This is a genomic window from Bradyrhizobium sp. ISRA436 (assembly GCF_029910015.1).
Classification (GTDB): domain Bacteria; phylum Pseudomonadota; class Alphaproteobacteria; order Rhizobiales; family Xanthobacteraceae; genus Bradyrhizobium.
On sequence record NZ_CP094519.1, the window covers coordinates 6,149,221 to 6,175,971 of the forward strand.

At 60.8% G+C, this 26,751-nt stretch carries 27 protein-coding genes; 10 read left to right on the forward strand and 17 right to left on the reverse strand.

What is annotated here, in order from left to right:
- The 13 genes from hypF to MTX23_RS28670 form a co-directional block, all read right to left on the reverse strand.
- On the reverse strand, positions 1–2,259 hold the full coding sequence (hypF, locus tag MTX23_RS28615) for a carbamoyltransferase HypF (protein ID WP_280973473.1): 2,259 nt from the start codon (positions 2,257–2,259) through the stop codon (positions 1–3).
- Positions 2,256–2,960: a hydrogenase nickel incorporation protein HypB gene (gene hypB / locus MTX23_RS28620; RefSeq protein WP_348637527.1), complete on the reverse strand. Its 705-nt coding sequence runs from the start codon at positions 2,958–2,960 to the stop codon at positions 2,256–2,258. Before hypB ends, hypF begins: the two co-directional genes overlap by 4 nt.
- The gene (locus MTX23_RS36475) at positions 2,957–3,091 is read right to left on the reverse strand and encodes a hypothetical protein (RefSeq protein WP_348637528.1); all 135 of its coding nucleotides are present in this window, start codon (positions 3,089–3,091) and stop codon (positions 2,957–2,959) included. Before MTX23_RS36475 ends, hypB begins: the two co-directional genes overlap by 4 nt.
- A gap of 123 nt (positions 3,092–3,214) precedes the next feature.
- On the reverse strand, positions 3,215–3,556 hold the full coding sequence (gene hypA, locus MTX23_RS28625) for a hydrogenase maturation nickel metallochaperone HypA (protein ID WP_280973476.1): 342 nt from the start codon (positions 3,554–3,556) through the stop codon (positions 3,215–3,217).
- The gene (locus tag MTX23_RS28630; protein ID WP_280973477.1) at positions 3,549–4,646 is read right to left on the reverse strand and encodes a nickel-dependent hydrogenase large subunit; all 1,098 of its coding nucleotides are present in this window, start codon (positions 4,644–4,646) and stop codon (positions 3,549–3,551) included. The genes hypA and MTX23_RS28630 overlap by 8 nt, the downstream gene beginning before the upstream one ends.
- Before the next feature lie 225 nt (positions 4,647–4,871).
- The gene (locus tag MTX23_RS28635; protein WP_280973478.1) at positions 4,872–5,033 is read right to left on the reverse strand and encodes a rubredoxin; all 162 of its coding nucleotides are present in this window, start codon (positions 5,031–5,033) and stop codon (positions 4,872–4,874) included.
- Positions 5,034–5,081: 48 nt separating this feature from the next.
- Complete coding sequence (locus MTX23_RS28640) at positions 5,082–5,945, reverse strand: hydrogenase expression/formation protein (protein WP_280973479.1); 864 nt, start codon at positions 5,943–5,945, stop codon at positions 5,082–5,084.
- 58 nt (positions 5,946–6,003) lie between these two features.
- Positions 6,004–6,369 (reverse strand): hypothetical protein, encoded by a 366-nt coding sequence (locus MTX23_RS28645; RefSeq protein WP_280973481.1) that lies wholly within the window; start codon positions 6,367–6,369, stop codon positions 6,004–6,006.
- Between the two features lie 188 nt (positions 6,370–6,557).
- Entirely contained in the window at positions 6,558–6,848 is a 291-nt protein-coding gene (locus tag MTX23_RS28650; RefSeq protein WP_280973482.1) for a HypC/HybG/HupF family hydrogenase formation chaperone, read from the reverse strand.
- Positions 6,849–6,862: 14 nt separating this feature from the next.
- Entirely contained in the window at positions 6,863–7,447 is a 585-nt protein-coding gene (locus MTX23_RS28655; RefSeq protein ID WP_280978239.1) for a HyaD/HybD family hydrogenase maturation endopeptidase, read from the reverse strand.
- 5 nt (positions 7,448–7,452) lie between these two features.
- On the reverse strand, positions 7,453–8,184 hold the full coding sequence (gene cybH / locus MTX23_RS28660) for a Ni/Fe-hydrogenase, b-type cytochrome subunit (RefSeq protein ID WP_280973483.1): 732 nt from the start codon (positions 8,182–8,184) through the stop codon (positions 7,453–7,455).
- 6 nt (positions 8,185–8,190) lie between these two features.
- Complete coding sequence (locus MTX23_RS28665; protein WP_280973484.1) at positions 8,191–9,981, reverse strand: nickel-dependent hydrogenase large subunit; 1,791 nt, start codon at positions 9,979–9,981, stop codon at positions 8,191–8,193.
- Complete coding sequence (locus tag MTX23_RS28670) at positions 9,962–11,095, reverse strand: hydrogenase small subunit (protein WP_280973485.1); 1,134 nt, start codon at positions 11,093–11,095, stop codon at positions 9,962–9,964. The genes MTX23_RS28665 and MTX23_RS28670 overlap by 20 nt, the downstream gene beginning before the upstream one ends.
- A gap of 664 nt (positions 11,096–11,759) precedes the next feature.
- Here MTX23_RS28670 and MTX23_RS28675 point away from each other — a divergent pair.
- Positions 11,760–12,341, forward strand: a complete 582-nt coding sequence (locus MTX23_RS28675) for a hypothetical protein (RefSeq protein WP_280973486.1) — start codon at positions 11,760–11,762, stop codon at positions 12,339–12,341.
- A 368-nt stretch (positions 12,342–12,709) separates the two neighbouring features.
- Here the strand turns inward: MTX23_RS28675 and MTX23_RS28680 are convergent, their stop codons facing one another.
- The 4 genes from MTX23_RS28680 to fixJ all read right to left on the reverse strand — a co-directional run bounded on the left by MTX23_RS28680 (position 12,710) and on the right by fixJ (position 17,050).
- The gene (locus MTX23_RS28680; RefSeq protein ID WP_280978240.1) at positions 12,710–14,095 is read right to left on the reverse strand and encodes a pitrilysin family protein; all 1,386 of its coding nucleotides are present in this window, start codon (positions 14,093–14,095) and stop codon (positions 12,710–12,712) included.
- A gap of 73 nt (positions 14,096–14,168) precedes the next feature.
- Positions 14,169–15,458: a pitrilysin family protein gene (locus MTX23_RS28685; RefSeq protein ID WP_280978241.1), complete on the reverse strand. Its 1,290-nt coding sequence runs from the start codon at positions 15,456–15,458 to the stop codon at positions 14,169–14,171.
- Positions 15,459–15,731: 273 nt separating this feature from the next.
- Positions 15,732–16,073, reverse strand: coding sequence for a hypothetical protein (locus MTX23_RS28690; RefSeq protein WP_280973487.1), 342 nt, complete (start codon positions 16,071–16,073; stop codon positions 15,732–15,734).
- A gap of 371 nt (positions 16,074–16,444) precedes the next feature.
- Positions 16,445–17,050 (reverse strand): response regulator FixJ, encoded by a 606-nt coding sequence (gene fixJ / locus MTX23_RS28695; RefSeq protein ID WP_280973488.1) that lies wholly within the window; start codon positions 17,048–17,050, stop codon positions 16,445–16,447.
- Positions 17,051–17,641: 591 nt separating this feature from the next.
- Between fixJ and MTX23_RS28700 the strand changes: the two genes are divergently transcribed.
- The 9 genes from MTX23_RS28700 to ccoS all read left to right on the forward strand — a co-directional run bounded on the left by MTX23_RS28700 (position 17,642) and on the right by ccoS (position 26,746).
- Positions 17,642–17,869 carry a hypothetical protein gene (locus MTX23_RS28700; RefSeq protein WP_280973489.1) on the forward strand — a complete coding sequence of 76 codons (228 nt, stop codon included), beginning with the start codon at positions 17,642–17,644 and terminating at the stop codon, positions 17,867–17,869.
- A 1,000-nt stretch (positions 17,870–18,869) separates the two neighbouring features.
- Complete coding sequence (ccoN, locus tag MTX23_RS28705; protein ID WP_280978242.1) at positions 18,870–20,492, forward strand: cytochrome-c oxidase, cbb3-type subunit I; 1,623 nt, start codon at positions 18,870–18,872, stop codon at positions 20,490–20,492.
- 8 nt (positions 20,493–20,500) lie between these two features.
- Positions 20,501–21,235, forward strand: coding sequence for a cytochrome-c oxidase, cbb3-type subunit II (ccoO, locus tag MTX23_RS28710; RefSeq protein ID WP_280973490.1), 735 nt, complete (start codon positions 20,501–20,503; stop codon positions 21,233–21,235).
- Between the two features lie 10 nt (positions 21,236–21,245).
- On the forward strand, positions 21,246–21,410 hold the full coding sequence (locus MTX23_RS28715) for a cbb3-type cytochrome c oxidase subunit 3 (RefSeq protein WP_280973491.1): 165 nt from the start codon (positions 21,246–21,248) through the stop codon (positions 21,408–21,410).
- A 6-nt stretch (positions 21,411–21,416) separates the two neighbouring features.
- Positions 21,417–22,289 (forward strand): cytochrome-c oxidase, cbb3-type subunit III, encoded by an 873-nt coding sequence (gene ccoP, locus MTX23_RS28720; RefSeq protein WP_280973492.1) that lies wholly within the window; start codon positions 21,417–21,419, stop codon positions 22,287–22,289.
- Between the two features lie 102 nt (positions 22,290–22,391).
- Positions 22,392–23,849, forward strand: coding sequence for a cytochrome c oxidase accessory protein CcoG (gene ccoG, locus MTX23_RS28725; RefSeq protein WP_280973494.1), 1,458 nt, complete (start codon positions 22,392–22,394; stop codon positions 23,847–23,849).
- A gap of 23 nt (positions 23,850–23,872) precedes the next feature.
- Positions 23,873–24,373: a FixH family protein gene (locus tag MTX23_RS28730; protein ID WP_280973496.1), complete on the forward strand. Its 501-nt coding sequence runs from the start codon at positions 23,873–23,875 to the stop codon at positions 24,371–24,373.
- Between the two features lie 10 nt (positions 24,374–24,383).
- On the forward strand, positions 24,384–26,570 hold the full coding sequence (locus MTX23_RS28735; protein WP_280973497.1) for a heavy metal translocating P-type ATPase: 2,187 nt from the start codon (positions 24,384–24,386) through the stop codon (positions 26,568–26,570).
- On the forward strand, positions 26,570–26,746 hold the full coding sequence (ccoS, locus tag MTX23_RS28740) for a cbb3-type cytochrome oxidase assembly protein CcoS (RefSeq protein WP_280973498.1): 177 nt from the start codon (positions 26,570–26,572) through the stop codon (positions 26,744–26,746). The genes MTX23_RS28735 and ccoS overlap by 1 nt, the downstream gene beginning before the upstream one ends.
- The last annotated feature ends 5 nt before the right edge of the window (positions 26,747–26,751 follow it).

The following is a 26,751-nucleotide window of genomic DNA, read 5'->3' on the forward strand; positions in this document are numbered from 1 at the left end:
TCAGACTATTCCTCCCACGGCTGACGACCGTTCGGCAATCTGCAGAGCAGCGATCCAGGCCTGCCCGAGGCTCAGGCCTCCGTCATTGGGCGGAACCTGCTGAGCGACCAGCGGAGTGAGGCCAGCCGCAACGCAACGGTACTCGATTTCGTTCGCAAGCACCGCATTCATGAAACAGCCACCGCTCAGCACGACGGTGGCGATGCCGGTCGTCCGCGCAGCTCGCACGACCCAGTCAACGCAGGCGGCAGCAAACGTGCCATGAAACAAGCCAGCTCCTTCCTCGGCGTCAATGTCGTCTGCAATCAGGCGCGCAAACAGCGGGCGAAGCGACAGCACGCCGTCATCGATCATCCAGCCACCCTCTAGCACCGCCGGCCGCTGCACATGTGCCTCGAGCTTCATCGCAGCTTCGCCCTCGTAGCTCTGCAACGGCACGACGCCCAAAAGCGCTGCTGCGGCATCGAACAGCCGCCCGGCGCTGGTCGTGGTGACGCCGCCGGGTCGTTCGAGCAATGATTGCAGACGCTCGGCCTGTGGCTGTGCCGCAAACCGACGTTTGATTTCGCGTCCCCGCCCCAATGAATGACATATAGCGCTCGCCATGCGCCAGGGCTCGCGGACCGCACGATCTCCGCCGGGCATTTGCAGGGGCGCAAGGTGTCCAATGCGTCGAAATTTCGCGCCTTCGCACAGCAATAGCTCGCCACCCCAATTGCTACCGTCAGAGCCATAACCGTGGCCATCGAGCAGCAGGGCGAGCGCGGGCTCCGTAAGGCCATGCTCTGCAATGACAGCAGCGGCATGCGCGTGATGATGCTGGACGGCGACCAGCGCGCAGCCGCTTGCTTCGGCAAAGCGGGTCGACGCCATGTCGGGATGCAAATCATGGGCAATGACAACGGGCCTGACGTCAAGGGTCGTTGTGAGGTGCCGGATCGTCTCTTCGAAAGAACGGATGCCTTCGCTCGTGTCGAGATCGCCGAGATGCTGGGAAACGAATGCTTCGTCGCCTCGCGTAATGGTGACTGTCGACTTTAGCGCACCGCCGACGGCAAGAATGGGCGGCACCGACCTCGCCAGGCGGATTGAGTCCGGAACGTAGCCGCGGGCGCGACGAATGAATTGGCGTCGTCCTGCCACCACCCGCACGACCGAATCATCGGCGCGCGTCAGGATATCGCGATCGTGGGTCACGATGAAATCTGCGATGCCCACAAGGCGCTGCAGCGCCTCGGAATTATCAATCAGAAGCGGTTCGCCGCCAAGATTGGCACTGGTGCTGACGATGACTGAAGATTTTTCCCCATGAACTGCTGAACGAAGCGCATGGAAGATCAGGTGATGCAATGGAGCCACCGGGAGCATGACGCCAATACGCGACAGCCCCGGAGCTATTGCGGGCGCAAGACTGTTACGCGACGGCAGGAGAACGACCGGGCGGGACACGGATTCGAGCAGCGCAAGTTCGGCCGCATTCGCGTCGGCAATCTCACCGACCTGTCCCGCGGAACCGACCATGACCGCGAACGGCTTCTGGTCACGCCGCTTCCTCCTGCGCAAAAGCTGCACGACCTCACGGTTGCGTGCGTCGCAGATCAGCTGATACCCTCCGATTCCCTTGATCGCCACGACTTGGCCGCCGGCGATGGCCGCTGCAATGGTGTCGACCCCGTGGCTGAGCTGAGGACCGCATCTCGGACACGCGATCCCCTCCGCATGAAATCTACGGCTTGCCGGATCGGCATATTCGGCCGCGCAGCTGTCGCACAGCGCAAAGGACTTCATCGTGGTGTTGCGGCGATCGTACGGCAGCCGTTCGGTGATGGTGTAGCGCGGGCCACAGTGCGAGCAATTGATGAAGGGATAGAGGTAATGACGGCTGGCCGGGTTGAACAATTCATCAAGACATTGCCGACAGGTCGCAGCGTCAGCCACGATCCGCGTCGCAGGTTTGCCCAGCTCGCTGCTGCGGATCGAAAAGTCTTTCGTCGCAAGGGCGCCGATCCCTTCAATAGCGATGTGATCGATGCGCGCCAATGAAGGCCTCTCAAGCGGCAATGCGGCGACAAATTCCGATGTATGATCCCCTTCGATCTCGACGATGACGCCCTTGGAATCGTTGGCAACAAATCCTGACAATCCGAAACGGATGGCGAGACGATAGACGTACGGACGAAAGCCAACTCCCTGCACGGCGCCGCTAATGCGCACGCGCAGCCGCGTTCGGTGCCCGATCGCGTTGCCATTCGCGCTCATCGTGCCGTGCCCTCGGCCAGATCGCGCCCATGCGCGGCCTGCCGCCGGATCCAGGCGCAGAGGTCGGCAACACCTTCGCCGCTACGTGCCGAAACACTCATCACTTCGATCTTTGGATTGATCCGTCTCACATATTCGGTGGCCTGTTGCCGGTCAAAATCGACCATCGGCTCCAGATCGACCTTGTTGATCACCATCAGCGACGATGCGGCAAACATATCGGGATACTTGAGCGGCTTGTCTTCACCCTCCGGTGTCGAGAAGATCACGATCTTGCAGGCTTCGCCGAGATCGAACGCCGCAGGACAAACCAGGTTGCCGACATTCTCGATGAAGAGAATACCATGCTTGAGCGGCGGCAAGCGGCGATATGCGCGGCGGACCATCTCAGCATCGAGATGACAACCCTTGCCGGTATTGATTTGAATCGCGGGCACGCCGGTCGCGCGAATGCGTTCGGCGTCGTTCGACGTCTGCTGGTCGCCTTCGATCACGCCAACCAGATGCGTCCGCTTGAGCTCCGCGAGCGCGCGGACGAGCAGTGAGGTTTTACCTGCACCAGGGCTGGAGACGAGATTGAATACGAGTAGACCATCGGTCAGGAAGCGCGCGCGGTTCTCGGCCGCAATCCTATCGTTCTTGGCCAGAATATCGCGTTCGATCTGAATGACTCGCTCGCCGCTTGTGCGCGCGAGAGTCAAATCTGCTGCTTCAGGACTGCAATCTGCTCGCCGCTGCCCGCCATGAGCCTGCCGAGCACCATGATCATGTCGGCAAACGTGGCTGTCTCGAGAACGACGGCGATGACAACGATGCTCGTCTTGGCTGCCATGCACATGGTCGCGCTCCACGTCATAATGACTATGCGCATGATGATGGTGATCCGCCGTGGCTCGGGGGTATCGGCCGGATTCTGTGGTCGGCGCTCTTTCGCCGCAACCGCATTCGATACACATCAGTCGATCTCCAACTCCCTCAGGCGCATCTGTTCGCCCGCTGTCACCTGCAGTTGATAGCTGCCGCAGCAAGGGCACGGTGCGCCGCGCTGCGCGATCTCGACGCTCGTCGAACACGCCATGCACCAGGCAAGCCCGGGTGACTCGACGATCTCGAGAACCGCGCCGTCGGCGACCGTCCGTGCTGCAACGACCGGGAAACAGAACTTCATCGCTTCAGGAGCGACACCGCTCAATGCCCCGAGCTCAAGACATATGGTCCTTACATTCGAGACCGATCGCCGACGCGCCTCGTCCTCGACGATCTCCATGAGGTCCACGCAAAGCGCCATTTCATGCATCGCAAGTACTGCCGAAACTGACAGTGAAGGCGACGCAAGGATCGAACGAGGCAATCATGGCGCGAACCGCCGCCTGTCCATGCCGTTCCGCCGTCAGCACCGCGCCCTGCAGGCTGCGGACAAGTGGTCCGCGAGGGTGGAAATTCCATTCAGTCGGTGCGAGGAATTCGAAGCGCGAGATCTTTCCGTAACGATCAAGCTCAATCTTATGATAGAGGCGTCCCCTGGCGCATTCGACTGCGGCCGCGCCGCGGCCCGGCCCCAGCCTGTAACTTTCGACGGTTCCATCCGCTGCGGCCTCGTCATGTGCGCCCGCCTTGAGCCAGGCACACAATTGGGCGATTTCATCGATCCTCGCTTTCATCCGCTCGGCCGGCCCAGACCGACTTGGTGAGAGTCCATTACGGGTCACGTGCCGTGCCCATGGGCCTGTTTCGGGCATATACACCTGTCGACCAGTGCAACCGAAGAATCCTGCATCACTTACGAACGCCCCTTCGACGATGGTCCGGTCGTCGGCGACGGACAGGAAGGAGTGCTGCGTTGGCATAGGCTTTAATGCGAGCTTGTCGAGCTCCGCGATGCGACGCGCGAGCGGGCTACCCGGCATCAGCGCGCCGCCTTCATTCGATAGGCCGAACGCGGCCAATTTGTCCGCAACTCTGCCTGTTGCCTCGCGTCGGAAGGCGTCGGAGCCCGCCGCGGCGCTGCCGACGAGCACGGAAGCATCCTGCATCAGGGCCCGGATCGCTGCCATGCTTGCGAAATCAAGCGCCAGATGCCCAACAAACAGCCCACGCAGCAATTCCGCCAGCCGCTCGGCAACGACAAGGACAATGCGATGCTGCCGGGTCGCCAGATTGATGTCCTCGCCACGCGCCGCTTCGACCGCGGACAGGAACGCCACCTGATGCGCTATGGCGCATAACGAAAATAGCCGCGGCAGCGCGTTGAGTAACGACACGGTCGGTTTGCCGGAAAATAGCGGGGCCAGCTCGAGCCGACCCCGCGGCAGGACCTCGACGGCGGCAATTGTGTCGCCCGATAGCGATAGGGTGATATCGATCTGGTTGCGGGCTGCAGCGCTCACGGATGCCGCTCCGTCCGTCCCCCGGTCAAGCTGTGCCGACGACCGATCGATCTCATCTGCGTCGCATTATGCCGACGCCGCCCGCCAAGGCCGAACGCTTGCATGCTCAAGGTGCAATCAAGGACCACCAGGTCGCGACCGCAGCTGTCGCGACAGACCGCGGCGAGCATCTTCTCCCGCGCCGGGGTACCGGCCTGCACGCCCCCGCCTAGACACTGCTCGACGTCAGTGGTCATCATCAATCGATATGGAGTTGGATTTGGGCGCATCGCAATTTGGGCCACGCCAACTCTCGGACAATGCGGCGAAAGGCGTTGCTATCGCGATCTGCGCCGTCCCGTCGTCTTCGGCCGGATCGTCGACAATCCGGCAGATGCCGCACTCCATGCGCGCCGGTCGACATATCCTGCCGGCCGTCACAATTGTCGAAGCTCGTCATTTGGAGCAAGCCTCGATGATTTCGTGCAGGCGTTCGGCGGAATCCTCCAAATCCTCGGCGGCCGCCAGCGCAATCTCCGGAATGCCGCCGACCTCCAAAGTATCCAGGATGATGTCGTCTACTGAATTGAAGAACTGCACCGACCAGACGTTCCGGATGCCCGTTGCCTGCACGCGGCAGGTGCTGTAGTCACGCAAGATGAGCTGGATCGGACCATTGCCAACGCTCTGCTGCAGGAATGACCTATCGACCGGGCTCATCGGCAACAGGGTGAAATTGATGATCTGCGCGCGCATGCCCTCGCGCCAAGCCAGCGCCCGCTCGCGGATTTCTGCAAGCACCGGTCGTACATTCATCGCTCCATCCGGCGGCGCATAGATCATGAGATCGGTCGACGTCAAATCTGTCGCAGCCCGTCGCACGATCATCGGAATCGCGCCAACCTCGATGTACTGGTGTGCCGTCTCAGTCCCGAAGCGCAAGCACCAGATTCCTGCAAGCGCGGTCTCCTGGATATGTGCTAGCGAGCCATCGGGCAGCGCAACGATGCCGGTGACCTCCCCCTTTCCAAGCACGTCGCCAACCAGCTTGCGCTCAAGATCGCTGAGATGGCCGAGGCTGAACAGTTGGGTCGAGATGCCGGAGTTTTGGCCAGCAACGGCGGCGGCGACATTCGACAACAGCGTGGTGGCATTCGGACAGCTCCTCGTGAGCTCGGCGCCATCGAGCGAAGCGAGCTTGGCGAGCGCGCAAGCAGTGGTCAAACGGCTATGGATTGCGCCGAGGCAGTCCGCGCTGGCACCAGCCGCACTCACCGGCAGACTGGGCTCTTTGGGCCGGGCCCAGATCTCCGCCTTCATGACGCGACGTTCCACAACAGGCGGGAAGAGATGACACTGGTGAGCATGGATGAAATGACTAGTCTGTTTCGAGATGTGATCGATATCGGCCGGACAGGCCGGGGGCTTGACGATCTGGTCTCGCCTTCGCGTCCCGAAGGCGACGGATCAACGTCGATGCGAGGGGGAAGCTCCGCCCCAGTTCGCTTTCAGCGGCCGGCGCGATGACGTCGCCGAACAGGCTTCGCCGAAATGCCTGTGTCAGCTCACGAATTGAAATCGCTAGGTGGATCGCCTCTCGCCAACCTCTTAAGTCGCGCTCCGCCAGCGGCGTCACGATCGCACCGACTGGATCGGCGGAGGCGAACCGCACGTCTGCGCACGCCGTGCCGACCTCGGGCGGACCAGGCCGCGTCAAACCATGCCTTCGAATTTGCAATTTCATCAATCTCTTTTCTGGCCGTCTCAAGGCTTTCCTGGATGAGGTATTTGCAAGGCACGTGCCAAGCGTTGCTTGCGACCGATTGCCCCTCGGCCTGGATCACCAGTGTGACATCTTTCGCACAAGGCTTGTCTTCGGCTCGAGCGTTGCTCTCCATGAAATTGGCGAACAGGACCGATGGCGGTCGCGTGCTAGCGGAGGTGCTTAGGCAGCAGAGGCTCGTGATCTATCAAATCCGCGAAGAAATGATCACAGTTGTGGCCATTGAGGGCTGCATCGAGACCATCGAGCGCCTGCGCGATCAACCGCGCTTCGTCGTCATCCAGGAGCCGCACTGCGGCATCGATGTGAACAAGCACCTTCGCGCCAACTGGCGGCTCGCAGAGCAGCATGACACAGACGCGCCGCCGCTCATCGGCGCGCTCGCATAGCGCCCACATGCCGTCGGTCTCGATGATCGTCATTGGCAGGCCAAGGCACATGATAGTCTGCGCCGCTACATCGGCCGCCCCTTCATCTCATAATTCGCATGGTCGATATCGTTTGCGAGCAAGCGCTCCGATGCCGGCAATGGCCTGGTGCGCAGTTTTGGCGGCGCCCCCCATTGCGTGAGCAGTTCGCAGGCCAGTTCGATCGCCGGCGTAATTTGAGCGCGCACGGGAGCAGTCAGCGGCCCGCCCCAATCCTCCAGATCCAATGGCTGACAACCGATCAGCGCGAGCTCTCGCGGGCAGCGGCCGAGCAGGACTGCCGCACTTAAGACCTCCTGGAATCCGATCTGATGCAGGCTCAGCTTCTTGACGGCGGTGAATTTCGGCACGTCGCTGCCCCGCACAAGCTCCAACTGCCCGGGCCGGAACCCATAGTCGATGGCATCGAACACGATCAGACAATCAGCCTCGCCGAGAAAATTGACCAGGTAGAGCCCTTGCGTGCCGCCTTCGAGGATGGTGACGTTTTCGGAGACGACATACCGGCGATGAAACTCTTCCACGGCCCGCACGCCGAACCCCTCATCGGCCCATAGGATATTGCCGATGCCAAGCACCAGGATCCGTCTCGTGTTTGTCGGTTTCGCCATCAGCATCAACCGCGGAATTCACGCTGGCCCGAGATCATGGAGGATATGACGCCCCGGCGCGACATGATGTCTTCCCGGATCACGGCATAGACGTGAACGATTGCAAAGGTCAGAACCATCCATAGGCCGAGATGGTGCCACGTGCGGACGTCTTGACCGTTCGGCCAGATCGCGAACACCCAGCCAAAAAGGCTATACTGCCAGCTTTCGTTGCCGGAGCCCTGCGCGTAAAGGGCAAGGCCGGTGACGATCATGAACGCGACCGTCAGCGTGAACATGAAGAACATCGCGAGCCGAGCTAGCGGATTGTGGCCGACATGCCTCTTCGGCTTAACTTCAAGCAAGGCATACCAGCGCATCGCATCCCACAGCTCGCTCCAAAAGCAGCGACGCCAGAGCGGCACGTAGAAGATTTGCCTGGCGTTGGGGCCACTCAAGAACGCCCAGTAGATCCGCAGCAAGAAGCCGACGGTCAGCACATAGCCTGCGGCGAAGTGCGCAAAGCGGATATAGCCGAACAGGAAATTGTCGCTTGCCTCTCCTGGCATGGCCGGTGTCCCCGTCCCTATCAAGTAGCCGGTGTTGCCCAGCACTAAAATCGCCATCGCGTTGATCCAATGCCACAGACGTACTGGCGCTTGATGGACGTCGACGACAGCTCGGTCGATGTTACGATCACCTTGTTCGGCATCGACGGCCATATGAGGTGTGGGAACTTGCCCGGTCTTGTCCCGCATGACCATCTACCGAACCTTGACGAATGCCATTTCTTGCCCGTCCTGCCCCATCACGTGCGTCGAGCACGCCAAGCATGGATCAAAGGAATGGATCGTACGCAAGATCTCCAGGGGCCTCTGGGGATCAGCCATCGGCGTATTGATCAGAGAGGCTTCAAATGCGCCGATATTGCCCTTGGAATCACGAGGCGAGCCGTTCCACGTCGTTGGCACGACACATTGGTAGTTGTCGATCTTGCTCTGTTTGATTTTGATCCAGTGCCCGAGCGCCCCGCGCGGCGCCTCGCTAAAGCCGTAGCCCTTGGCCTCTTTCGGCCAGCAGTCCGGCTTCCACTTGCCGACATTGGCGGTTGCTGTGTCACCCGCCGTGATGCGAGCGACCAACTTGTCCTGAAAAGAACGCATCTGATGCGCCGCCCACTGGCATTCAAGCGCGCGCGCCGCAGTCCGGCCAAGCGTGGAGAATAACGCGGAGACGGGAAGATCAAGGGCCTTGAGGAGCTTCTCGGTCGGATCCTTGAACTCGGGATTGCCCTGCGCATAACCTATGATGTATCGCGCAAGCGGACCTACCTCGACGGCGTTGCCCCGCCAGCGGGGCGCCTTGATCCAGGAATACTTGCCGCCTTCGTCGAGTTCCTTGATCTCCGTCCTGGTGCCCTTGGTCTTGCCCCCAAGCTGAAAATTCGGCTCGGTTATGCCATCCCAAGGATGCAGTCCGATCGATTCATCAGGATATTCATACCAGGAGTGCGCGACGTATTCCTGAATCTGGTCGGGATCGGCGTGGTCGATGGGCAAAACCTCCTTGAGATTGCCATTGAGAATAACGCCGCGCGGCAGCTTCAGACTTTTGCTCGAATAATCATTGACGATTTCGGGAATGTCGCCATAGGACATCACGTTGACACCCGATAGCCCGCCTCCATAGAGCCAGTCCTTGTAGAACGATCCAATCGCGGCGATGTCGGGTAGGTAAACTTGTTCGACAAACTCGATCGAGCGGTCGATGATCGAGGAGACCAGATTGAGCCGCTCGATGTTGAGCGCTCCCACCGCGCCAGTGCCATCAACGTTGATTGCGCATGGCACGCCGCCGACGAGCCAATTCGGATGCGGGTTCTTGCCACCGTAGATGGCGTGGATCTTGACGATCTCCTTCTGAAAGTCGAGCGCTTCCAAATAATGCGCTACGCACATTAAGTCCGCTTCTGGCGGAAGCTTGTAGGCCGGATGCCCCCAATAGGCATTTTTGAACGGGCCGAGCTGTCCTGATTCGACGAATTTGGTCAGCCTGATCTGTAGATCCTTAAAATATCCCGGTGATGAAAGTGGCCAGGGAGAGATCGACTGTGCGAACACCGACGTCACCTTCGGGTCGGCCTTCAGCGCGGCGACGACGTCGACCCAATCCAGCGCGTGCAGATGATAAAAATGCACCAGGTGATCATGCACCTGCAGACAGAGCTGCATGATATTGCGGATCGAGTTGGCATTGTCCGGAATTGTGATTCCGAGAGCATTTTCAACGGCGCGCACGGAGGTGAGCGCATGGGCGCCGGTACAGACACCGCAAATCCGTTCGGTGAACGCCCAGGCGTCGCGCGGATCGCGCCCACGGAGGATGGTTTCGATGCCACGCCACATCGTTCCGCTTGAGACGGCGTTGCAGATCACATTGTGGGAATCGAGGTTGACCTCGACGCGAAGGTGCCCCTCGATCCGGGTCAGCGGATCGACAACAATACGCTTTCCGGCCCCATCGAGCTTGAACTTGTTAGTGGTCTCGGCGTCCATCGTTGTCCTTCCCGGGCACTCGATCATTTTCCTCGGCTGCACCCTGCCGTTCACGGGTCAGCCACTTCGCGGCCGTGACCGCTGCATGCGCCGCAACGGCTACGCCGACTGCGCTGGCGGCGGCCATCCCGATCTGATCGGCGCTCTTCTCAATGCCGAATTGCTTGATGGTTGTAAGTCGGTCGTAAAACGAGCCCTGGTCCCAGAAGCCGTCCTCGGAGCAACCGAGGCAGCCGTGGCCGGATTGGATCGGAAAGGAAATTCCTCCGTTCCAGCGTACGGCCGAGCAGGCGTTGTAGGTGGTCGGCCCCTTGCAACCCATCTTGTAGAGGCAATAACCCTTGCGCGCAGCCTCATCGTCCCACTCCTCGACGAATTGGCCAGCATCGAAATGGGATCGCCGATAGCACTTGTCGTGAATGCGCTGAGAGTAGAACATCCTTGGACGCCCCTGGCGGTCGAGCTCAGGCAACCTTCCGAAAGTGGTGATGAACGTCAGCACGCCGGTCATGACTTCGGCGACCGGCGGGCAGCCGGGCACCTTGATGATCGGCTTGTTCGTGATCACCTTGTCGATCGGCGTCGCGTTAGTCGGGTTGGGCTTGGCCGCCTGCACGCAACCCCAGGACGCGCAAGAGCCCCAGGCGATGACCACCTTCGAGGCTTCGGCCATCCACTTCAGCTTTTCAACGAAGGGCCTGCCACCATCAATGCAGAACATGCCGCCCTCATTCAGCGGCGGATTGCCTTCGACGGCGAGCACATATTGGTTCTCGTGTTTGGCGCGGGTCTCCTCGAGAATGGCTTCGGCTTGATGTCCAGCCGCAGCCATGATTGTGTCGTCATAATCGAGTGAAATCATCGACAGCACGACGTCTTTGACCAATGGGTGGGCCGAGCGGATAAAGCTTTCCGAGCAACAGGTGCATTCGAGACCGTGCATCCAGATCACGGGCACACGCGGCTTCGTCTCCAGCGCTTCGGCGATACGGCCTGCTCCAGGTGAACCGAGCCCAAGAGTCGCTGCGGTCAAGCTACAGAATTTGTAGAAACTGCGACGCGTGATACCCTGACGTCTGATCACGCTGTAAAACGTGTCCGTAGCATCACCCATAATCCCTTCCCTGTGATCGGTTATCGGCCGCAACAAATTGCTGACATGCAGGACAGCAAGAAGCAGGCCAAGAAGTCATGGACAGTCTGACAGATAGCAGGCGATTTGCGATTTATGGCAAGGATTGGCGAGCTGCTGTCGAACCGCTCTTCCGGCAACCGCAAGCTGGATGGCAATTCTCGTGCAAGCCCGCGAGCTCCTACACGACGGGACCGAACGCCATGAGCCGCCTAATGCCCAATTGATGGACCGATTGCGACTTAGGTGCGAAGTCTAATGAGGCGCATCATATGAACGTGCAGGTTGATAGCCGTGATCCGCCACCCATCCCCTTAGCGCCATGCGCGTCCGATTTGAAACGTTGACGTGAGGAAGCCGACCAGGCAGCACGATCTGACATCGCTCGCAGGAGGCGGCTTTCGCTTGCCGTTCGCCACCTTTTGTGGGCCAAAACAGCCATGACAGGGTCTTGCCGTCCAGAAGCCGTCCGCCGGCCTGCCTTCTCTCGCCGAACCTCGTCAGCTTCTGGCAAGCTAACCGCCCTAACATGAGAATCCAGCCTCTCAATGCCGACGTGGCCGATGACTGAACTGATGACGAATCTGGGATAGCCGCTGGCCGATCCGCAAGAGAGGCTGTGTTCTCAAAACCGAAGGAAAGCCATATGGATTTCAATCCGATCGATGGCGGCGGATCCCCGGGATCCCCACACTCCTACACCTGGACTCAACAGGATCGTGATCTATTCGATCAGATCATGAATGAAGCCGGACCATCATCGTCCGCCGCCCCGGAGGAGACGGTATATGATGTCTCATTCTCCGTTCCCGAGAAATTTACGCAGGGCTCCCAAGCCGCCCCGGGCCGAATGGTCGAGAGACTGGGTCATCTGGGTCTCCTGCCGGACTCGGATCAACCCACGATGACCTACGAGATCAGGGGACATCGCTACACGGCTGCGTTGAGCCCGTCTGACGGCGTTCGCCTCATCCACAATCCTCCGGAGGATCAACGGATCGGCACCGGCCCCGCGGGGCTGCCGGATTTCGGAGCATTCATCCTAGAGGCCAGACGGCGTGGGTTCCCGCTTCCGGAGCAGTGGGCCCCGCCAGCCCTCATTGAGAAGTTGCGCGAAACGGGTTTCATGCCTACCGCCAACAATCCAACGACCATCGCGATCGACGGTCGGACATACAAGGCGGAATTGACCGAAGGAGGGTTCGTCAGGCTTAGACGGTCCGGGTGAGGCGCCCGGCAAATGCGCTGCGTCAGAACCGATCTGGCTACGCGCGGTTATAGTTGAGGTTCGGAAATCGCACGCCATGGCCTCTGCATTGCAGAGGCCATTTCTTTTGCGGATTCGCGATGCAGCCACCTGACTTTAGCGAGGGGCGATTGGTTCGCAATCAAGCCTGACCAATCGCTTTCGTGTGCAAGCGCATCATCGTCTGTCCGCAAACGATCTCGCTCGCGCGGCGGCCGTCTTTGGTGGCTTAGCCGCCGGACCAACAGTTTGAGCTCGATCTTGCGCCCGCGGCCCCCACTTTCTGGCTCTCGACCGCAAGGAGGACGGTAGCACGCGAGGCTCGCGCCCACGCGCCGGTTGCCTGACGGCTAATTCGGTCTGCCCGGTATCGTCGGGGATGGCGTTGCGCCTGGCTGCTCGGCGCTTGGCGGGGGCGTCGCAGCCGATGGCGCGGTGGTCGCTTGGCCTGCGCCCTGTGGGGGACGACCGACCGTGATGGTGAGCAGACCCTGGCCCCAGAGCCGCTCTGCCGCTCTCTTGGCATCCTCCAATGTCACCGCATCCACAATTGCGTTGTGGTTTTCGATATAGTCGATCGGCAACCTGTCGAGCTGATGCTGCAGCAGCGTTCGCGCAAGCTTTGATGATGTGTTGAGAGCCAGCATCTGCGAGCCCTTCAGGTAAGACTTTGCATCATCGAGTTCTTGTTGGGTCGGTCCTTCCTTGGCAATTTGGCGGACCTGCCTCGCGATCTCTTCGACGGTATCATCGGCGCGAACGGTGCGGGTGCCGCTATGGCCGACGAACACGGCGGAATGATCCATCCACGCCAATCGCTCGCTGGCAAAATAGGCCAGCCCCCGCTTCTCGCGTACTTCGCGGAACAGCCGCGACGACAGATCCCCGCCGCCCAGGATGTGGTTGACGACATAGGCCGCCATGAAATCGGGCTCGCTGCGGCGGACGCCGGGTCCGCCGAAAGTCACAACTGTTTGCGGCACATCGAGCGGGATAAAGACCTGCTGTGGCGGCTTTGCTGCGATCACGTCGGGAATCAGCTTCAAATCCGCCTTGGCCGGCAGGCCGCCAAAGGTCTTATCGAGCAGTTTGCAAAGGGTCTCCGGCTCAACGTCGCCGACGGCCGCGATCTTGAGCGTGTCTCTTGCGATCACCCGTCGGACATAGTCCTTAAGATCTGCGATCTCGATCTTCGGCACGCTCTCGAGTGTGCCTCCAGTCGGGCGAGCATAGGGATGATCGTGAAAGGCGACTTCGAAGAACTTGCGGTTGGCGAGCGACGAAGGATCGGTCGAGTCATGCCGAAGGCGCCCAAGCACGCTGGCACGGATCCGTTCGACATCGACCGCGTCGAAACGTGGCGAGATTAGCGCCATCCGTAACAGGTCGAAGGCCTCCTCCCTATCGCCCTCGAGCGTGCGCAAGGCGCCGCGCAATTCGTCTTGAGTCGTTTCAAAGCTCAGCTCGATGGCGCGACGGTCGATCCGCTCATGAAAGGCTTTGGAGTCTAGATCACCGGAGCCTTCGTCGAGCAGGCCCGCAACCATGCGCCCGACGCCTGGTTTGTCGGCGGGGTCCTGGGTCCCGCCGCCGCCGAAAGCAAACTGCATCGCGATCAACGGGACAGTGGCGTCCTGCACGAACCAGGCTTCTATACCGCACGCCGAGACCAGCCGCTGGATCTTGATTGCGGCAAGCGCCTTGGCTGCGGAAAGCGAAGGTGGCGAGGCGAGCATCGCGACGGAAAGCGAGGCGCCGCCGAGGAGGACGTCCCGCCGTGTGAAGGAATACGTCATGATCGGTTCTCCTCTACCTCGGCATTGACTCTTGGGTGAGATAGCCGGTCACCGAGCGTTTTTTGTTGAGCCATTTCCGCGCGGCTTCGCGCACCTGCTGGGCGCCGACTGCGCGGACGCCGTCCGGCCAACCTCGGATATCGTCGATGCTCAGTCCCGTCGTGAGCCCGCGGCCATACCAAGTCGCAAGTACTTCCTGATCGTCCTGACCGTAGATTGCTTGCGCCATCAACTGCGTCTTGACTCGTTGAAGATCCTCCTCGCGCGCGCGATTATGCGCAACATCGGCGATCACCTCATCGACGGCGCGCTCAATCTGAGCGAACCCGACACCGGGTTTCGGTGTGGCAAAAATCATGAAGTGCGAATGATCGAGCGAGCTACGAGGGTAGCTCGCTCCGGCGCTGATCGCGAGTTGCTTGTCGATGACCAGCGCCCGATAGAGATAGGAGTTGACGCCGCCGCCGATCAATCGCGCGAGCACATCAAGCGCCGGACTCTCGCCGGAGGAGGCTGTGTAAGCCGATGGCACGAGGTAACAGCGGCCCAAGGCCGGCTGCCTGACGCGGGCATCGGCCAGCATCACTGTACGCGGCGCGGCCGGCGTCGGCTCCTGCGGTCGCACCCGTTTCGCAGGGATCGATGGTTGCGGGGGAATGTCACCAAAATGCTGCTCCACCATCGGATGGATCTCGTTGGCCTCGACGTCACCGGCGATGATAAGTATGGCGTTGTTCGGCGCGTAAAAGCGCTTATAGAAGGCGAGCGCGTCTTTGTAGTCGAGCTGTTCGATTTCCTGGCGCCAGCCGATCACAGGCCGGCCGTAGGGATGGTTAAGGTAAAGCGCTGCCATCATCTGCGTGGCGAGCTGCGCATCCGGCTTGTTGGCGATGCGCATATTGAATTCCTCCAATACGACGTCGCGCTCGGCCAGCACGTTCTTATCTTCGAGAATGAGGCCGGTCATGCGGTCGGCTTCAAATTCCATCATCTGGCCGAGCTTCTCGCGCGGCACCTGCTGGAAATAGCTGGTATAGTCGACCCCAGTGAAGGCGTTGTGGGTGCCGCCGGCTCGCAGCACAGCCCGGACGAATTCATCCGCAGTATGTTTGGCCGTACCCTTGAACATCAGGTGTTCGAGGAAGTGCGCGAGCCCCGATTTGCCTGGCGGCTCGTCGGCAGAGCCGACCTTATACCAGATCATCTGGGTCACAACGGGGGTGCGATGATCCGGAATCACCACTACCTGTAGGCCGTTGTGAAGCGTGAAGCTCGCTGGTCGATCCGAGGTGGCAGTGTTCAGGACGGGGAGGCTCCCTGAAACGTATCGGACGCCACTATTCCGGCCATCATCGGCCCCGCATTCGACCGCCGGCGCTGTGCATGTCGCGCCAGGGCCGGTGCCGAGCACCTTATTCGTCAAAGAACTCAAGTTCACGCGTCGCCTTTCGTCTCATAGAAATCCACGATCTGTAGCGGAAGTCCCGACAAAGCGGATAGCCGCACATGACTGGAAAGCAACAGAGCAAAGACCGGGCCAATCGCCGACGGCGTCGCGCACGGGCACGCTGCGCGGTCAATTGGACCCAAAACAAAACGCGGCGCGCACAGTCTGGCCACCGGTCAATCGCCGAGATGTCGTGAACACGACATTGCGCACGAAAGCGCACGCCAACCGGCAGGATGGCAACTTCTCTTTTCCGCATCGACTCGCGACAAGCTTAACGATGCGGGTGAAGCCGTCGCTGCGGCGCTCTTCGTCCGCCCGGACATTATGAAATGCCTCAGGCGTCACCGGCAGCCATCGGATTTCGGATGAACAACAATTGTTTTCAAACGCCGAGCGGTCATATTCCACATACAGATCAATGTCTTGCTTGAACATGCGGGCGACGCTCTTCTGCTGGCGATCGATCAACGGGCCGCGCAGGCGCTAACTGGCCTTGGCAAGGCAGAACTCAACGCGCGCTTGTTGGTGTTGCGCTGAACCTCAAGGTCTCGACAAAATAGATCAACCGATCGGTGGCCTCCGTCGACTTGTTGCTTTTGTATGAGACGAGTTCCTGCGCCAGCGCAGCTTCGTTGTCGTGTGCGCTAGGTATATTCCAGCGCCGCAACTCCTAGCCGCTATGATTATGGGGTAGGTTACGCTGGGGAGACGGCGGCAGCCACTTGAAAACCGCTATTGTTGCCGCCTCGCCTGGTTCTGGCCGAGGCTTGACAAAGGCGCTCGGCGCGGGGCTCGACTCTTCAGGTGCAGACCGGGTCGATGCTTTTCTGCCGTTGCCCCTAAAGTCCTGCAGCGATCGCGACCCTCATCAGCTCCGACATGTTCCGCGCGTTCGTCTTGGCCATCAAGTTCGCACGATAAACCTCAACCGTGCGCGGGCTGATGCCCAGCTCGTGGGCGATCACCTTATTAATCTTGCCCGTCAGCAGTCCCTGCAAAACGTCACGCTCGCGTGGTGACAAGTCAGCCAGGCGAGCCTCAGCCTGCAGCTTTACGCTATTATCGGTAACTTTCGGCGGCGACTCCAAGGCGTCACGGATCGCACGCAGAAGCACTTCGTCATCGAACGGCTTTTCGATGAAGTCCGCTGCTCCGGCCTTCATTGCCTCCACCGCGAGTGCCACATCTCCGTGACCAGTCATCAGAATGACAGGACTACTGGCGTGGTCGGACTTCAGCTTGCGGACCAGTTCAAGCCCCGTCATGCCAGGCATGCGAATATCAGATATTATGCAACTGGACTGACCATCCGCAAAATGATCGAGAAACTCGATCGCACTCTCATACGCAGCCACGGCGAAGCCGTTCACCTCCAGCAGGAAAGTCAACGAATCTCGCATCGCCGGATCATCGTCGATCACGAGAATTGTTGGTCGCGCAGTCATGGTCCTTGTTCGCCCTTTGCGGTGACACCGATTCCGTAATCGTGTATCGGGCTGACTGCCGCCAGCCACTCTGGGGAGCGGCGATACCGGTCGCCGTCAGATGCTACGCCGGCAAGCCTTACACCTGATTTACATTACAGCGTTTGCTGATTGGAAGCCACCGTCCGCGCGGGGCTGCGCACGTCTCAGTAGACATGCATCAATGTGGGAATGTCGTCACGACCCAGCCCAGATGCGACAATGGGAGAGAACCGTGCGCTGGGAGAGTTGGCGGCGCTTGCCTGACCCGGCCGTGATCCCCAGGACGTGCGCGAGCATCCGTGCATATTGACCTCTACACCTCGTCCGTTCACCGCCATAAGGCGGCTCGGAAAGCCTCCCACGAACCTGGTGGCTGATTCCCATGATGGAATCGCTGATATCGATCATGGCCCTAGCTAGTCGACACAGCGTGCTGTGGGACCGGCTGCCGGTCTCGGGGTGGCGGATCCCGCTCGCTTCTTGGGCCATACCTGTTGCGGCAGATCAAGACAGAGATCGATCTCCGATGGCAACATCCGTAGACTTGAGCAGCTCACAAGAGAGATAGCGATGCCATCATTCGATATTCGATTTATCAAGACGGTTTGCGACGACGCAGGTCACGAACATCGCGCTTGCCAGGCGGCATTCAAGGTCGATGCCACCTCTCTCACCGCAGCGGCCCAGCAGGCAGAGGCCGATTTCTGCAAACAGAAGGGCGTCCGCGACTGGACCATCTTTGCGGACGCGATGGAGCTTCGAACGCCTCCGGCGTTACCGCCGGGATGGGGCGGCTAGGCGCGGAACTTTTTTTTGGACAGTGCTGCTCGCCGCCACACGGTGATTGAACTGCGCTGCGGTCGCATCTCTTACACCTGACAAACTCGTATTCTCGGTTTTGCGCGGTTGCAAAAGCTGAAAATCAGACCCGCGCCAGGTCGAGCAGGCTGGGCTTCTCAGCGCAGCTATGTTGATCGATGAGGAGTTTGCCGGCCGGCCCAATTTAACGATTGAAAACGATCCTTTCGCGGCGCGGATCGACAGCCAAGGCAGATCAGCAAAGGGCTGATGTGCCACTTCCAAGCGCTGGCAGAAGCCGGTGCTGACGGGCGACCCGCGCCAATTGTGCATGTGGCCACGAACACCCTTTTAACGCGCAGGCACAGACCAGTTCAATACGGCACGTGGACTGCGTTTCTCGATCGTTGTGACCTTCATTTGACGCAGATCAAACCTGCACCTGCGACCATCCGCTACGGAGGGCCAATGGGTGCAAAGAATGGTCATTCAATCAAACAGCAACGCATCTCCGCTGTTAGAGCGCGCCCTCGATCGTCTGCGTTCGCTGCGGTCCCAGCAGCGGACTTTTCTCAAATGACCGACCGGACGGTCGAGGAGGTCGCGCGCGAACCAAGGCTCTCCAAGTGGGATTTCCGCGCCCTGCCCCTCCGGCCGACCACTCCTGCACTTCTGCGGAGGCGTCTGGCGCATGCCCGCTCATCGGAAGGCGCGCTCGTCACCTCGCGCAATGAGGCGCCAGGCGACCTTCAGGGAATATGCGGCTTGTGTCTCGAAAAGCTGCCCCGTGGTGCAGAGCTTCGTAGAGAGCGGGCGAGCCCGCCGAGATGCCGCCCGGACGAACTGACATTGAGAGCGCTTGGCCGCGCAATGGACGACAAGTGCCCTCGTTCGGCGATTAACGTCACTCAATCTGGTGACTGGCCACCCTGGTTTCCCAAGCTTCCTCGCATTCAAGGAAAGCCTCGACATGACTAGTCCGCCCCCTGTTTCAAAGTCGATGACGACGGGTGAAGCCTGCCTGATGTCTGCATCCGCAGTCCTTGCCTTCACCAGTTTTTTTGCCGCGGCAATGGGACACGACGCGGCCTTTACGTTTCATGCCTCGCTTGCCTCAGTAGCGGGCCTGATCGCTGCGGCCGTGATCCTCAATCGCTACTATGATCGTCCGGCCACGTTGCCGCCGCAAGCGATCGGCGGCAGGCCGAACTACTATCTCGGTCCGATCAAATTCGCTTCCACAATGGCAATGTTCTGGGGCATTGCCGGCTTTACGGTGGGCCTACTGATTGCCCTCCAACTGGCGTGGCCCGCGCTCAACTTCAACCTGCCATGGACTACATTCGGTCGGCTGCGCCCGCTGCACACCTCGGCGGTGGTCTTCGCATTCGGCGGCAACGTCTTGATCGCGACCTCTTTCTACGTCGTGCAGAAGACCTGCCGCACGCGTCTTGCGGGCGACCTTGCACCCTGGTTCGTGGTGGTTGGCTACAACTTCTTCATCCTGGTCGCCGGTAGCGGATATTTGCTCGGCGTGACGCAGTCGAAGGAATATGCCGAGCCGGAATGGTATGCCGACCTTTGGCTGGCGATCGTCTGGGTCACATATCTGCTCGTGTTCTTGATGACGCTCGTGAAGCGCAACGAGCCGCATATCTTCGTAGCCAACTGGTTTTATCTCGCGTTCATCATCACCATCGCGGTCCTGCATCTTGGCAATAATCCAGCGCTTCCGGTCTCGTTTCTCGGGTCCAAGTCCTACATCGCCTGGGGCGGCGTGCAGGACGCCATGTTCCAGTGGTGGTACGGCCACAATGCGGTCGGCTTCTTCCTGACTGCAGGCTTCTTGGCGATCATGTACTACTTCATTCCGAAGCGGGCCGAGCGTCCGATCTATTCCTATCGGCTCTCCATCATCCACTTCTGGGCCCTGATCTTCCTGTACATCTGGGCCGGTCCACACCACTTGCACTACACCGCGTTGCCCGACTGGACCCAGACGCTCGGCATGACGTTCTCCATCATGCTCTGGATGCCTTCCTGGGGAGGCATGATCAACGGCCTGATGACGCTGTCGGGAGCCTGGGACAAACTGCGTACCGACCCTGTGCTGCGCATGCTGGTGGTCTCGGTCGCTTTTTACGGCATGTCGACCTTCGAAGGCCCGATGATGTCGATCAAAGTCGTCAATTCGCTCAGCCACTACACGGACTGGACGATCGGTCATGTGCATTCCGGCGCGCTGGGCTGGGTCGGCTTCGTCTCGTTCGGTGCGCTGTATTGTCTCGTGCCCTGGATCTGGAATCGGTCGCTCTACAGCCTGAAGCTGGTCAGCTGGCACTTCTGGATCTCGACGATCGGCATCGTGCTCTACATCTCCGCGATGTGGGTCTCGGGGATCCTGCAGGGCCTGATGTGGCGGGCCTATACGTCTCTTGGCTTCCTTGAATACTCCTTCATCGAATCCGTCGAGGCGATGCATCCCTTCTACATCATCCGCGCTGCGGGCGGCGCGCTGTTCCTGGTCGGCGCGCTGATCATGGCCTTCAATCTCTGGATGACGGTCAATGCCGGCAAGATCAATGAGACCGAGGGCGCCGGCCTCCTCCAGCCTGCTGAATAGGTCGCACGATGTCTCTCTGGAACCGACACAAGATCTTTGAGAAGAACTCGATCATCCTGATCGCGGGTATTCTCCTCGTCATCGCGATCGGCGGGCTGGTCGAGATTACCCCGCTGTTCTACCTCAAGAGCACGATCGAGGCGGTCGACGGCGTGCGGCCCTACACCCCGCTCGAACTTGCAGGTCGCAACATCTACGTCCGCGAGGGGTGCTATCTCTGTCATTCGCAGATGATTCGGCCGCTGCGTGATGAGGTCGAGCGTTACGGTCACTACTCGCTGGCCGCGGAAAGCATGTACGACCATCCGTTCCAGTGGGGCTCCAAGCGCACCGGGCCCGATCTGGCGCGCGTCGGCGGCAAATATTCCGACGATTGGCACGTCACCCATTTGACCGACCCGCGGGCGATCGTGCCGCAGTCGGTGATGCCCGGATATCCGTCGCTCGCAAAGGCTGAACTCGACGCGTCCGATATTGCGGCTCATCTGCGCACGAATCGCGCGGTCGGCGTTCCCTATACCGACGAGCAGATCGCCAACGCGGCCGCCGATCTGAAGGCGCAGACTGATCCCGACAGTGCTGGCTCCGACGCGTTCCAGAAGCGTTATCCGAAGGCTCTGGTTCGCAACTTCGACGGCAAGGGCGGCAATCCGACCGAGCTCGACGCGCTGATCGCCTATTTGCAGATGCTCGGCACGCTCGTCGACTTCAAGCTCTACAACGAAAAAGCCAATTTGCGCTGAGGGCACGAGAATGAAAGCGATCATTCAGGTCGAGAATTTTGCGTCGAGCCTGGTCGGCACGGTCTGGACCCCCATCTTTGTCGGACTCTTCATCGCCATCGTCGCCTACGCGCTTTGGCCCCGCAACAAATCTCTCTTCGATGCCGCAGCCCGGATGCCGCTGCGGGAGGATTGATCGATCATGAGCGAGCATAGCGAGATTGACCATGTTTCCGGCCGCAGCACGACCGGTCACGAGTGGGACGGCATCAAAGAGCTGAATACGCCGCTGCCACGGTGGTGGATATTGACGTTCTACGCCACGATCATTTGGGCGATCAGCTATTGGCTCGTCTATCCGGCCTGGCCGCTCGTCTCGGGCTATACCTCCGGACTGCTCCACTACTCGACCCGCGCCAGCGTCGCGACCGACCTGGCCGACCTCGAGGAGCTGCGTGGTGAGAAAATGGCAGTCCTCGGCAGCGCTTCCCTGGCCGCGATCGAGAATGATCCAGCCCTGCTGGCGCTTGCGCGCGCTCGCGGAAAGACCGTGTTCGCGGACAATTGCGCGCCATGTCACGGCAGCGGAGCCGCTGGCGCCAAGGGATTTCCCAATCTCAACGACGACGATTGGCTGTGGGGCGGCACGCTCGACCAGATCACGCAGACGATTCAGTTCGGGGCGCGGTCCGGACATGCCAAGGCGCATGAAGGCCAGATGCTGGCATTCGGACGGGACGGGATCCTCAAGAAGGATGAGATCGTCACCGTTGCCAACTATGTGCGCTCGCTCTCCGGTCTTTCCACCGCGCCGAACTTCGATGCGGCGGCCGGCGAGAAGACCTTCGCCGAGAACTGCGCGAGCTGCCATGGCGACAATGCCAAGGGCAATCAGGAGGTCGGTGCGCCCAACTTGACCGACCAGATCTGGCTATATGGCTCCGACGAGGCGACACTGATCGAGACCATCACCAACGGCCGCGCCGGCGTGATGCCGGCTTGGGTCGGTCGTCTGGATCCGGTCACCATCAAGGCGCTGACCGTCTATGTGCACTCGCTAGGAGGCGGCAAGTAACCGCCGCCATAGCGGGTGCCATTTCCGAGACTGCTGATCGAGGTCAAATCGGCACCGAGACGTCGATGTAGCATCGACTAACCGTCTCACCCGAGCAGACGCATGAACAAGCCCGTGCCGCCCGATGAACTCATGACCGGCGAAACCGGACCGCTCTACGCGCCTCGCAAGAAGGTGTTTCCACAGAGCGTGTCGGGACGGTTCCGCTCCATCAAGTGGCGGCTGATGGCCGTCTGCCTGGGAATCTATTACCTGCTGCCGTTTATGCGTTGGCATCGCGGCCTCGGCGCGCCCGATCAGGCCGTACTGATCGATTTTCCCAACCGACGCTTCTATTTCTTCTTCATCGAGCTGTGGCCGCAGGAGGTCTATTATTTCACCGGCCTGCTCGTGCTCGCGGCTTTCACGCTGTTCCTGATGAACGCGCTGGGCGGCCGCATCTGGTGCGGCTATCTCTGCCCGCAGACGGTCTGGACCGATCTGTTCTATGCCGTCGGGCGCTTCGTGGAAGGCGGCCGTCGCGAACAGATCAAGGCCGATGCCGGACCGATGACCGTGAAGCGGGCCGGTCGGCGCGTGCTCAAACATGCGATCTGGCTCGTGATCGCGTGGTGGACCGGCGGTGCCTGGGTGCTGTACTTTTCCGACGCCCCGACATTGGTACGCGACCTCGCCACCCTCCAGGCACCCGCGCTCGCCTATATCTGGATCGCGATCCTGACCGCCTCGACCTATCTCCTGGCCGGCTACATGCGAGAGCAGGTCTGCGTCTATATGTGCCCGTGGCCGCGCATTCAGGCGGCGCTGACCGATGAATGGGCGCTCAACGTCACCTACAAATATGATCGTGGCGAGCCGCGCTGCTCGGTGAAGAAGGCTTTCGACATCCGTGCGCTTGGAAAAAAGGCCGGCGATTGCATCGACTGCAATCAGTGCGTGGCGGTCTGCCCGACCGGGATCGACATCCGCGATGGCGCACAACTTGGCTGTATCCAGTGCGGCCTGTGCGTCGATGCGTGCGATGCGGTGATGACCAAGGTCGGCCGCAAGACCGGCCTGATCGGCTATGACAACGACATCAATATCCAGCGCCGCACTGCCGGCAAGCAAGAGATCTTCAAGCCGGTTCGGGCGCGGACGGTCGTCTATGCCGGCCTGATCACCGTGGTCTGCGCGGTGATGCTCTACGCCCTGATGTCCCGGACCTTGCTGGACATCAACGTGCTGCATGACCGCAATCCGGTGGCGGTGCGCCTCAGCGATGGTTCGATCCGCAACGGCTACACGTTGCGTTTTCTGAACAAGCGCGGCTTCGACCGCGTCATCGCGATCGATGTCGATGGGCCGCCGGCCGCCAAGTTCCACGTCATTGGCATCGATTCGGTGACGCCGGATCGTCCAATGATCGTTCTTGCACGCGATACCAGCAGCGAGCTGCGCGTACTGGTGACCGCACCGTTCGCGGCGAATGCCGACAAATCCGTGCCGATTAGGTTCCGCATAACCGATATCGGTCTAGGAGAGGTCGCCTCGGCAACTGATCATTTCGTTCTCCCATAACGACCGCCGATGGAAACGCCACAATGAGCATAACGACACCAAGCGCGCGACCGATTACCGGACGCTTCGTCCTGATCGCGACGGTCGCATTCTTCGCGGTCGTCATCAGTGTCAACGTGGTCATGATCCGCTTTGCGATCGCGACCCTGCCGGGAACGGAGGTCGATAGCGCCTATCGCGCAAGTCTCGCCTACCAGCGTGAGATCGTCGCCGCGAGGCGACAGAATGAGCGCAACTGGCGGATTGAAGCTCATGTCGAGCGGCAATCCGATGGCGCGGCGTCGCTTGCGATCGAGGCTCGCGACCACGCTGGGACCCCACTTGCCGGAATGACCTTCATCGCGCGGCTGGAGCGGCCGACCGACGACCGCGCCGACCACGCGATCGAGATGACCGAAGCCGATCACGGCCGCTACCGCGGCAGCGTCGACGGCGTCGCCGCCGGACAATGGGACCTCGTGATCGAGGGCGACGCCGGCGGCCGCCGCATGTTTCTGTCGAAGAATCGTATCGTCCTGGATTGAGGCAGCGCGCATGCAGGCGGAAGTCGACTTCTCCCACTATTTGAAAGGTGCGGGTGAGGGACTCGTTCACCTTGATCTCGCAGTTGAAGGTATCAATTGCGCCGGCTGCATGGCCAAGATCGAGCGCAACCTATCCAGTATTCCGGATGTGGTTTCTGCGCGTGTGAACCTCGCCGATAGTCGGCTGGCGCTGGAGTGGAGGCCGGGCGCGCTTGATCCGGCACTGTTCGTGAAGCGCTTGGCGGAACTCGGCTACAAGGCCCATCCATTCAAGCAGGACGATGCCGAGTATCGCGAAGCCCAGCGAGCCCAGGGCCTGCTGCGTCGGCTCGGCGTCGCCGCTTTTGCCGCGATGAACGTGATGATGCTGTCAATTCCAGTCTGGTCCGGCAACGTCTCGGACATGCTGCCGGAGCAGCGCGACTTCTTCCACTGGCTGTCGGCGTTGATCGTCTTACCGGCCGCGGCCTATGCGGCGCAACCGTTCTTTGCTTCCGCGTGGTCTGCGTTGCGCGCGCGGGGTGTCAACATGGACGTCCCGATCAGTATCGGCATCGTGCTCGCCTTGGCGATGTCGGTTGTCGAGACCATCAGCCACGCCGAACACGCCTATTTCGACGCAGCGATCATGCTGATCGCCTTTTTGCTCGCGGGCCGCTATCTCGACCAGAACATGCGGCGGCGTACCCGCACCTTCGCTGGTAATCTCGCCGCACTGAAGGCGGAGACCGCGACGAAGTTCATCAGCTCCACGGAGATCAAGACGGTACCCGCCGCGGCGATCAGGCCCGGCGACATCGTACTGCTGAGGCCCGGCGAACGCTGTGCGGTAGACGGCAACGTGATCGAGGGACGCTCGGAGATTGATCAGAGCCTAATCACCGGCGAGACCCTGCCGGTGAGCGCAGCGCCGGGCAGCGCGGTCTTCGCCGGTACTTTGGTGCGGTCGGGTACGCTCCGTGTCCGCGCGGCGGCGGCCTCGGAGAACACGCTGCTTGCCGAGATCTCTCGGCTGCTCGACCAAGCGCTGCAGGCGCGCTCACGCTATTTGCGCCTCGCAGAGCGCGCATCGCGGCTTTATGCCCCGGTCGTGCACGCAGCCGCCTTTCTGACGATGGTGGGCTGGCTCGCCTACGGTGCAACGCTTCACGATTCGATCGTCACGGCGATCGCAGTGTTGATCATCACCTGTCCCTGCGCGCTGGGCCTTGCGATCCCGGCTGTGCAGACGGTCGCGTCCGGCGCGCTGTTCGGTTCCGGCGTGTTGCTTAATGCCGGCGACGCGATCGAGCGCATCGCCGAGATCGACCGGGTCATCTTCGACAAGACGGGTACGCTGACGCTCCCCGAGCTCGATGTTGCCAATCTGGCGAACCTTCCCGACAACGTCGTCGAGATCGCAGGCCGATTGGCGCTGTCGAGCCGCCATCCGGTCGCCGCTGCCGTGGCGCGCGCCGCGGGTGCCACCGAGCCATTGACTGATATCGAGGAGGAGCCGGGGCAAGGCGTTCGGGGCTATCATGACGGGCAGCCGATCCGGCTTGGCCGGCCCTCGTTCTGCAACGCCGAGAACCTCGCCAACGAGATGCTCAGCCGTGATCCCGAGGCGTCCATTGTCGCATTCAGCCATGGCGACGCGACCTTCGTCTTTGCCGTTCGGCAACAGATGCGGCCGGACGCGGCTGAGATTATCGCGAACCTCAATCGCCTCGGCATCGCGGTCGAGATCGTCTCCGGTGATCGTGAACCTGCGGTGCGGTTCGCGGCCGGAATGCTCGGCATCCACGAATGGCGCGCCGAGGTCTTTCCGGTCGACAAGATCGCGCGCATTGAGGAACTGGCGCGAGGGGGCTGCAAGGTATTGATGGTCGGCGACGGCCTCAACGATGCGCCTGCACTCGCCGCAGCACACGCTTCGATGTCACCGGTCAGCGCCACTCACATGAGCCAGGCCGTCGCGGATGCGGTCTTCCTCGGCGACTGTCTCGCGCCGGTGCTGGTGGCGGTCAAGGTCTCGCGCAAGGCGCTGCATCTGATGCGCCAGAACCTCTGGCTTGCCGTGATCTACAATGCGCTGGCGGTGCCGGTTGCGATCGCCGGCCTCGTTACGCCGCTGATTTCCGCAGCGGCGATGTCTGGCTCGTCGCTGTTGGTCATGCTCAATGCGCTGAGGGCGCGAGCGAGGGAGGCTGTCTGATGGAAGTCCTGGTCTATCTGGTTCCGCTCGCGCTCGCCCTGGGCTTCCTCGGCCTGCTCGGATTTCTCTGGTCGCTCAAGAGCGGCCAGTATGACGACCTCGACGGCGCGGCGTGGCGTGCCATCGCCGATGACGAGCCTGTCACCGATCACGGCGTATCCGAGTGGTGGAAATGAACCAG